The following is a 9,317-nucleotide window of genomic DNA, read 5'->3' as shown; positions in this document are numbered from 1 at the left end:
TCCATTTCTAAAAGCAATAAAATATTGACAACCATATAATTTACAAGAATTCTATAATAAAGAAAAAGATACTTATAAATTTGATTTTTATAGTGTTGGTGTGGATTGAGCAACAGGTAGTAAAGACCATAGCGTACTTATATAAGCGATTATGGTAAAATAACGTGACATCAAAACTTTACTGATAACGATTACACTATTACTACAAATGCTACTGATGGTATTTACAACACTCCAAAGACAATCAATGTTACAATTGTTGGTAAAAATCAATTAGAAGACACTATTAATATTGATATTACTTTTAGAGCAATTTGTACAGCAAAATCTTTAAACGAATTTCAATCATATTTAAACAAAGATGAATTTACGAAACCTAATCCATTTGCAGTCAATGATGATACAAATGTCCAAGAAGATGAAATTAATAATTTGTTAATTAATTTATTTGCTACAGGAATTAAAGATTATGGTAATACAACGTGACATCAAAATTTTACTGATGATGATTATACTATTACTACTAATTTTCAAGGTGGTAATTGCCAAAGCACACAAACATCAATTAATATAACTATTGTTGGTAAAAACCAGTTAAAAGATAGTATTAAGATTACTGTTATTATGGAGTGTCATAATGAAAAGTCTAATGAACAAACATTTACTAATAAAAAACTTGATTGTTCAACAATAAAACCAATTTCTTTCTTAAACGATATTGATGACCAAGGAATTTATTATCCTATTAAAAATAATGACGATTCAGTTACTGATTTATTGTTATCTAATGCTAAAGATGATTTAAATAAGTTTACTAAACTTGATTCACCAACTATTAATTTAACATTGCATGCTAATTTTGCAGTTGATGATGATAATTTTCAACTTGATTTTCAAGCAGATATTGATCCAATTATTATTAAGAATGCTGATGAGATTAAATTATTTACTAATTGTAGTAAAATCAATAATTATAAGTATGTAACAAATATTGCTAGTGTTATTAAATATAAAGATAACAAAAATAATGAACAAGAATTAAAAATGAATAAAGTAATGAATAAAAATTTTAGTTCTAATTGTCAATTAACATTTAATAGCATTAGCACAACAATTAAAATTAAATCATTTCGTTAAAAATAAAATGTGAGGTATAATAAAATACATGTTAAATTTTAAAAATTTATTAATGATTACTACTGTTAGTTTATTAGCAAGCAGTGGAATTATTAACCATCATAAACTTAGTAATAATTTACAACAAATAAATTCCGAAACCATTATTTGCAATAATTCATATCAAAGTTTAAATAACAGTACTATTTTAAGTAATAAAGATAGTTCTGATAATTATCACATTTATGATATTAATAATATAAAAACAAATGACAACTTAGTTCCCTATATAAGCCAACTTACTGTTAATAATGAAGGTGAATTAGTTTTTGATAAAGAGAAAATTCCAGATGCCATTACTGAAGATTGAAATAATGCTGTTTCCCAAGATAGAGAAGAAGAACAAATTGTCAGTGCTGATGAAGGTACTAAAATTTTACAAAAGCAAAATTTAAGCAAGATAGTAACTTCAGTTTATACTTTTTCAAGTACAGATTTACATTGAACATTATTACAATTTGGTGGTGCAAATACGCATATCCAACTTACAGGGGAAGGTGATGTTAGTTTAATACCTAATTCTCAAGATTTAAGTGAAAGTTTAGGGCTTTACAATATTAGTCAATCCCATCCTGGAAATAGTAAAATTTTATGTAGTAGGTTTGCGAAAAACTTTATTAGTTAAAGCAGTTTAAAAGATGATAAAACATTTAATGATAATCAATACAAGCAAATAATTTATAACATTATTGATTATAAGACCAATATTGAGATTCTATTAAAAAATAGTTCAGTTACTAATAGTAGTAAAGATTATAGTGTCAGATATTTACTAGATAATAAACAGAATATTATTAGTGTAAGTTATTATCAATATGACACTAGTGACTTAGATACGGATAATAATTTAAAAATAGATTATAATTTTCCCGGTGATACAAGTACGCAGTGAGTAGAATATGATTCAGTAGTTACAACATTGTTAAAATGAAATAATTATGCTGATAGTTGAGAAAATTTTATGTTTTTATATCCAAATATTTTCGCAGATAAAGACTCTGAAATTGACTATAATATTATGGGTATTAAAACAATTGTTAAAAGCGATGAATTAAATTTTAATATGAATAAGATTCATGATGTAAAAGGTAAATTACCAGTATGAAGAGCAGTTAATCAGCCACCTAGTGGTCACAAATCACAAGGTTTAATTATGTATATTTATATGTGACATGACAATGAAAATATATATCAACAGTTTACAAGTAATTCTATATCACGTGCTTTTGATACAGGTGTTAGTTTTACAGTTAAAATTAATAATTGAACAATCAATAATTTTATTAAAGAAAATTAAAAAACACTAAAAATATATTATAATGATAAATGCAAAAAAATATTTGATTCTTGAAATCCTGCTAGTTAATTTCTAACTAGAAGGATTTTTTATTTTAAATGTAAAGTATTTATTTTGGAATTAAGAAAGGAAAAAAATAATATGTCAATAGATGAAAATAGACCATTACTTGGTGAAGACAAAAAGCAAAATGAAACATGAGAAAAAGTAAAAAATAGTGTTACACATGTAGCAAAACATGCTCATGCACCAAGTGAAGCAGCAGCAATTTATCAACAATGAGGTGGAAGTGATCTTTTAGTTTTACTAGGACATGCTGCCCTTAAAAATATTTCTAATGATACCAATAATAGTAGAGGGCATTTAATAAAAAGTGGATTTGCAGATATTGGTCAAGCAGTAATTGGTTTCTTGCTTGTTTTACAGGCTTATAGTTTATCACAAACGCTACCACTCCTAGTTCTTCAACAACTACACCAATGTATCCTAGTACAACAACGGAAGCTGATTTACCAACTTTTCCTACTGAACCTCCAAATGATTTTTTAGGTCTTAATTATGATGGATTAAGTTTTTCTAATGGAACATTAACTCCAGAAATGATTAATGGCTTAGTTACTAATTCAATTGGTGGTCTTGGTGGTCTTATAAAAGTATTAAGCGGTATTGCAAATGTTAATCCTAGTAAACTTCAAAAGTTTATTAAGATAATTGACATTTTACGATCAGGTAGTGTAATTAGTAATGGTATTATTAATTTTAAAAATGGTAATTGACAGGCAAGTGCTTCTCATATAGCATCTGGTGTTAGTTCCCTTGTTTATGGACTTTGAAATACTAGTAATAAGATTGTTAGAGATGAGAGTCTGACAGTTGTTTTAAATGAAAAAAAAGCTGATGAAAATACTAGAACATATAAATTGTATGAAGGATTATTATCGTATAATGATGCTAAAGAGTTAGTTAAACTATATAATGATAATCCAGAAAAAAGTTTAAGTATCAAAAATACAGATAAATGCTTTATAAAGCAAGATTCAAATAATGAAACTAGTAAGGGAAACTTAAAAGAATTTTTAAATCCTTTTACACCTCAAGGTAATAAAATAATAATAGATAGTAGTAGCAAATTATCAGCAGATGAATATAACCTTTCTTCATACTTTGCAAATGATATAGAAAGAGAATTAGACAGTGGAAGAAGTCAAGGAATATTATCAGGTACTATCAATTAGTTAATTTGAATATTTTTTTCCATTATTACTTTTTTTCTTGTACAATAATTAAAGAAAGAAATAAAACTAACCATTTCTTAATATAAAAAATCATTTAAAAATTGACACTTATTTTAAATAATAATATAATTAAAAATGGTTAAGTTTTCAAGGTGAATTTATAATGAACGAAAAGATAATCTTAATATGCAGCATTTGCTTAAACCGTAATTATCATACTTATAAAAATAAAATTAAAAACAAAGAACGCATGGAATTAAAAAAATATTGTGAACACTGTCATCAACACACTGTCCACAAAGAATCACGATAGGAGGTATTTTCATGAGTGAAGAAAATAAGTCAAAAAAATCCGAAATTAATCATGAAAAAGTGGCCCTTTTAAAAAACAAATTTAATATTCTTCGTAAAATTAAACCATTAAAAACAAAAAGAACTTTTGAACGTACTACTGAAACATTTAACCCTCGTACTGCTGATAAAAATAAAAAAGTTGATATTAGCGCCATATGAGAAAAAGAACGTAAAAATCGTACCTTAGAAGAACGCTATTATTATAAGCGTGAAGCCAGAACTTATCATAAATATTTTTTCCTATATTTATCACGAGAAGTAAGAAGAACACGTTGAACACCAAGAAAACAATTAAATAGTAAATTCCTTACCACAGTAGCATTCATTACTGTTCTAGCATTATTTTTCTATGCAATAGAAAGTATTTTACTAGTGGTATTACCATTACTAAAAATTATGTAAAAAATATTAAAGCAAAAAATGGAGATGTCAAAATAATGAAAAATGAAAAACTTTTAAATAAAGTTGTACCAGTTGAAGAAACACATAAAAATAGAATTGCCCAAGCCCAATGATATATTGTTAACTGTAACAAGGGTAATGAAGATAAAGTAGCTGCTGGTTTAAGACAAAAAATTGAAAAAAAATTAAATCTAAAAGATAATATTTTTCAAGTCCGCGTTGTTAGTGAAACTTCAACTGATAAAGATAAAAAAGTAACTGAAAAAAATATTTTTCCTGGTTATATTTTTGTTCATATGATTTTAACAGAAGACACTTGATATGATATTCGTAATACTGCTGGAATTAATGGTTTTATTGGCTCTAGTGGTAAAGGTGTACCTCCAACTCCGCTTTCAACAAAAGAAGTTAATGAAATGTTATACCGTAATTCTAAACCACCTGTACAACCAAAAGTTAAACAAGTAAAAGAAGTTAATCGCGACTTTAAAGTTGATGATTTTGTTCATATTACTTCTGGTGCTTTACAAGACCGCGAAGGTCGTGTAACTAAAGTTGATGACGAAAAAGGAGTAGCAACAGTTGCTGTTGATATGTTTGGTCGTGAAACTGAAGTTAAAGTAGAATATGATAGTTGTAAAAAGATTAATTCTTAAATCAAAAATATTATTGACTACTATTTATAATAATGTTATTATTTTTAAAGTGCTATTTATCCAAATAAATAGTATTTAATTATGTTTGAAACTTGTGGAAGAAATTATTCGTTTGAACCACAGTGAGGACCCAATTTATAGGAGGAGTTGCTCATGGCTGAGAAAAAAAATATTAATCGTGAGGGTATTATCCAATTACCAGCAGGTAGTGCCAAACCAGGTGCTAGTTTAGCTTCATTTGGTATTGATATGCCTCGTTTTTGTAGAGAATTTAATGATAAAACTAAAGATTTAAAAGATGACGCTAACCCCGTTCCCATTCCTGTATTCATTACTGCATACAAAGATAAAACTTTTGACTTTAAAATCAAAACTACACCAACAACGTTTCTTTTAAAAAGAGCGTTAAAATTAACAAAAGGTTCAGCTAACGCTAAATTAACAAAAGTAGGAACTATTACTTTAGCTCAAATTACTGAAATTGCTAAGATTAAACTTCCTGACTTAAATGCTTATACATTAGAAGATGCCATCAAAATTCTTGCTGGTACTGCTAAAAATATGGGTATTACCGTTGAAAACGGAAAGGAAGATATTTAATTATGGCTAGAAGCAAAAGATATCTTGCATTAGCAAACTTAATTGATAAGTCTAAAAATTACCCTGTTGACCATGCTATTGAATTAGCACAACAATCATCATCATTAAAGTTTGATGCTACTGTTGAAGCAGCATTTCGTTTAAATGTTGATCCAAGACATGCTGATCAAATGCTACGTGGTTCAATCGTGTTACCAGCAGGTACTGGTAAAGTCCAACGTGTATTAGTAATTACTACAACTAAACAAAAAGAAGCGTTAGAAGCACAAGCTGATTTTGTTGGTGGTAAAGAAATGATTGAAAAAATCCAAAAAGGATGATTCGAATTTGATGTAATCATTGCTACACCAGAAATGATGGGTGAGTTAGGAAAAATTGGTCGTGTACTAGGTCCTAAGGGTTTAATGCCAACAGCTAAATTAGGAACAGTAACAATGGATGTTGAAAAAGCTATTACAGATATTCGTAAAGGAAAAGTGGAATACCGTGTTGATAAACAAGGTAATATCCATGTTATTCTTGGTAAAGTTTCATTTACACCAGAAGATTTAAGACATAACTATACAACAATCCTTTCTACTTTAAAAAAAATCAAACCTGCTGCTGTTAAAGGTACTTATATTAAAAATATTAGTATTACAACAACAATGGGGCCAAGTATTAGAGTTTTAATTGAAGAATAATAGTAATTTTAATTTTAAAAATCATTAGCAAAAACGAATTACTAATGATTTTTTTCTGTTTTGATTAACATTTTATTTTTAAATGAAAATATTTTACGATATAATTTACTTATTGTGATAATTCCAGTAATTTTGTTTTTGCTGGTTAAACAATAAAAATTGGTAAAGGAGCACGACCTTAATGAAAAAACTAATAAATAGTTTTAAAAAGCAAAATTGAGGAATAAAAATTGGCTTTTACTCACTGGTAGTTAGTATTATATGCTTGGCAATAGGACTAATTTTAATTGCAACAGCTAATTTTACACCAAAATCAGGCGGAGATACTGTTAATAGTGGTAATGGTTTTAATATACTTGCTGACTGAGGTATTAATAATTTTTTAACTGCTGATGGACATAATGAAATGGAAATTTTCTATTTTAGTAATAAATTTTTATCTTATCCAATCGCACAAGTTTCAGCAGGAGTTGTATTTGCCATTATTCTAGCTTCAACGTTTATTGGAATTAGTGGTTTATCACTAATATTTGGCTACTTTAAACGCTGATTATATTCTTAATTTAGTAAGTGATAAGCATGGATAAAAGTAAAAATTCATCACATTGAGATTGAAGGCAAAAATTTGGTTTGTTTTTAATTATTGTGGCAATAATTTCAATAATAATTAGTTTAATATTATTTGGTACGGCTTTTTTTAACAATGCCAATAATAAATTTCTTGGTGATGGGTTTTGAAGTTTAAAGTACTACGGAATTATCAATTTGTTTAATAATTGAAATGTATTTGATAATGATGCTGGTTTTAATGCCTTCATTAGTCACCCATTTCAACAAGTTTATTTCGGAATTATTTTATTAATAATTATTTTTCCCATTTGTTTTGGAATCGGTAGTATTTTATCAATTCGTGGATGATGAACAGCAAGAATTTAATAACAATGTAAAATTAAAGTATAATGTTAATTATTAATTTAAACAAAGGAATTCTTAATATGCTTGTTTTTAAAAAAAATAATTTTATATTATTAGTAACTTTGGTATGAATTATTTTTTGGATTGCGTTAGCTATTAGTTATGATAGTTATCGCGATCCAATTTTAAATTATGTACCCCATAGTGAAGATTACTTACAAAATAATCCTACTAGTTCTTATGTTTCTAAAGCCCAAAAACCGAAACATGTCGTAATGATTGGTGTTGATGGTATGGCAGGGTATGCTTTAAAGAGTGATTACAGCCCTAACATGAATTATTTAATGCACAATGGTGCATATCATTACAAGCACGTGACGTATTGCCAACGTCCTCTGCTGCTAATTGAGCTAGTGTTATGTTTGCTACAGACCCTGTTAAACATGGGGTTGTTGACCAAGACTTATGAAATTTTAGTCATACTGTTCATGATAAAGTTAATCCAAACCAAATTAGTATCTTTGAAGCTATTAAAGATAAGTATTCATCATCAAATTTATTTAGTTTTGCTAGTGAAGGTAGTATGATTGCTGACTTTAAGCCAGAAGGTAAAACAAGCATTAAGGACATCGTTCTTGCTAGCGGTAACTATAATCAAACAGAAACTGATGACCAAACCTTTGATGTTACTAAAAAAACATTAGAAAACAAACCATTATTTTCCTTTTTTTATTATGTTAATCCTGATTTAGCAGGTCATTCACGTGAATGAAATAGCGAAGAATATTACCAAGCCATCAGTCAAACAGATAAATATATTGGCGGAGTTATTCAAGACTTAAAAGATTTAGCAATGTGGGATGATACATTATTAATTATTAGTTCCGACCATGGTGGAGTTTCGCAATATCATGGTCATGGTGCTAATGCTGAAGAAGAAATTCCGTTATTATTTTTTGGAAAGTGTATTCCTAAACATGGTATTATTCCTGATAAAATTAAAATTTATGATATACCTGCTACTATTGCTTGATTATTAGATATAGTTAACCGGCCACCCATTTGGGATGGACAACCAATTTTAACCCCATTTTTTGATATGACTAATATGTATGAACATAGCGAGGATTTTAAATAATGACTAATATGGAAAATAAAGTAAATGTTAATGGTATTAAATTAATAATTGCTATTGCCATAAGTTTTATGGTTTGGTCTAACGTGCAAAATGTGACATTAAATGCAGGCGGCAGTTTACATGCTTTCAATGCTTATTTTTCTTCACCAATGATGTATGTTATTTTATTAGGCTTTGGTTATTTAAGTTGTTCTAATAATTTTAGTTGAAAAGATTATGGTAAGTTTTTAATAGCGTTAGCAATTTTATGTTTAATTACTAGTTTTATGTATTTAGATTTTTTTGCTTTTAAAGAAGGATATGTTACAACGAGTTATATGATAGGTTCATGATTTAAGTTATTGTTTTTTGATTATGGAAAATGAATGATATGAATTATTGTTGGCGGTAGTGCTCTTATTAAATTACTTATTAATAAATATGGTGATAATAACCATCATTACGATATTATTAGAATAATTTTTTAGTAGTAACTTTAATTTTAATAGTAACAGTATTAGTTATTAGTATTGTTTTTAAAGTAATTACTAAACTTTATGTTTATAATAATTTTAATGAAAATTTACTTTATATTTCATTTCGTGAAGGTGGATTGGTTAAGTCCCGAATCTTGTGTAAATTTATTTTTACAGAGCAATATTTCTCATATCAAATAAATTTAGTTTAATTTATTGTACCATACTTAAAAGTTGCTAGGTTAATCTTATCTAAAATTAATTTTAAAATTCTTATAGTTAATAATTTTACAAAGTTTATAGGTTTATAAATTATTTTTTTCTAAATAATCACAACAAAAAGTCATTTTAAAGAAATGCAGTTATTTATAAAGAATAAAATTTTAATACAAAGTAGTTAAGCAAT

Annotated in this window: 14 protein-coding genes; all 14 read left to right on the top strand. The window is 27.1% G+C overall.

The genetic code is table 4. The features are described 5' to 3' along the window. Window positions 1-432: 432 nt before the first annotated feature. The 14 genes from RDJ14_RS04875 (at window position 433) to RDJ14_RS04810 (ending at window position 8,923) form a co-directional block, all read left to right on the top strand. A complete protein-coding gene (locus RDJ14_RS04875; protein WP_308150240.1) occupies window positions 433-1,137 on the top strand; it encodes a hypothetical protein in 705 nt (234 codons plus the stop codon). 28 nt (window positions 1,138-1,165) lie between these two features. Next, window positions 1,166-1,801 (top strand): hypothetical protein, encoded by a 636-nt coding sequence (locus tag RDJ14_RS04870; protein ID WP_308150239.1) that lies wholly within the window; start codon window positions 1,166-1,168, stop codon window positions 1,799-1,801. A gap of 294 nt (window positions 1,802-2,095) precedes the next feature. Then, complete coding sequence (locus RDJ14_RS04865; protein WP_308150238.1) at window positions 2,096-2,473, top strand: hypothetical protein; 378 nt, start codon at window positions 2,096-2,098, stop codon at window positions 2,471-2,473. A 141-nt stretch (window positions 2,474-2,614) separates the two neighbouring features. Beyond that, window positions 2,615-3,022 carry a hypothetical protein gene (locus RDJ14_RS04860; RefSeq protein ID WP_308150237.1) on the top strand — a complete coding sequence of 136 codons (408 nt, stop codon included), beginning with the start codon at window positions 2,615-2,617 and terminating at the stop codon, window positions 3,020-3,022. Further along, window positions 2,953-3,708: a hypothetical protein gene (locus RDJ14_RS04855; protein WP_308150236.1), complete on the top strand. Its 756-nt coding sequence runs from the start codon at window positions 2,953-2,955 to the stop codon at window positions 3,706-3,708. The genes RDJ14_RS04860 and RDJ14_RS04855 overlap by 70 nt, the downstream gene beginning before the upstream one ends. Before the next feature lie 163 nt (window positions 3,709-3,871). Further along, window positions 3,872-4,021 carry a 50S ribosomal protein L33 gene (gene rpmG, locus RDJ14_RS04850; protein WP_308150235.1) on the top strand — a complete coding sequence of 50 codons (150 nt, stop codon included), beginning with the start codon at window positions 3,872-3,874 and terminating at the stop codon, window positions 4,019-4,021. Window positions 4,022-4,032: 11 nt separating this feature from the next. Beyond that, on the top strand, window positions 4,033-4,464 hold the full coding sequence (locus RDJ14_RS04845; protein WP_308150234.1) for a preprotein translocase subunit SecE: 432 nt from the start codon (window positions 4,033-4,035) through the stop codon (window positions 4,462-4,464). Window positions 4,465-4,499: 35 nt separating this feature from the next. Continuing rightward, the gene (locus tag RDJ14_RS04840; protein WP_308150233.1) at window positions 4,500-5,120 is read left to right on the top strand and encodes a transcription termination/antitermination protein NusG; all 621 of its coding nucleotides are present in this window, start codon (window positions 4,500-4,502) and stop codon (window positions 5,118-5,120) included. Between the two features lie 153 nt (window positions 5,121-5,273). Then, complete coding sequence (gene rplK / locus RDJ14_RS04835; protein WP_308150232.1) at window positions 5,274-5,720, top strand: 50S ribosomal protein L11; 447 nt, start codon at window positions 5,274-5,276, stop codon at window positions 5,718-5,720. Continuing rightward, a complete protein-coding gene (gene rplA, locus RDJ14_RS04830) occupies window positions 5,720-6,403 on the top strand; it encodes a 50S ribosomal protein L1 (protein ID WP_374047468.1) in 684 nt (227 codons plus the stop codon). The genes rplK and rplA overlap by 1 nt, the downstream gene beginning before the upstream one ends. Before the next feature lie 181 nt (window positions 6,404-6,584). Continuing rightward, complete coding sequence (locus RDJ14_RS04825; RefSeq protein ID WP_308150230.1) at window positions 6,585-6,965, top strand: hypothetical protein; 381 nt, start codon at window positions 6,585-6,587, stop codon at window positions 6,963-6,965. Window positions 6,966-6,982: 17 nt separating this feature from the next. Then, window positions 6,983-7,339, top strand: coding sequence for a hypothetical protein (locus tag RDJ14_RS04820; protein ID WP_308150229.1), 357 nt, complete (start codon window positions 6,983-6,985; stop codon window positions 7,337-7,339). A gap of 361 nt (window positions 7,340-7,700) precedes the next feature. Then, entirely contained in the window at window positions 7,701-8,456 is a 756-nt protein-coding gene (locus RDJ14_RS04815; RefSeq protein WP_308150228.1) for an alkaline phosphatase, read from the top strand. Continuing rightward, entirely contained in the window at window positions 8,456-8,923 is a 468-nt protein-coding gene (locus RDJ14_RS04810) for a hypothetical protein (protein ID WP_308150227.1), read from the top strand. The genes RDJ14_RS04815 and RDJ14_RS04810 overlap by 1 nt, the downstream gene beginning before the upstream one ends. Window positions 8,924-9,317: the final 394 nt, after the last annotated feature.

It is taken from the genome of Spiroplasma sp. AdecLV25b, from assembly GCF_030913225.1.
GTDB lineage: Bacteria > Bacillota_I > Bacilli_A > Mycoplasmatales > VBWQ01 > Spiroplasma_E.
This window is presented reverse-complemented; position numbering and strand designations above follow the sequence as displayed.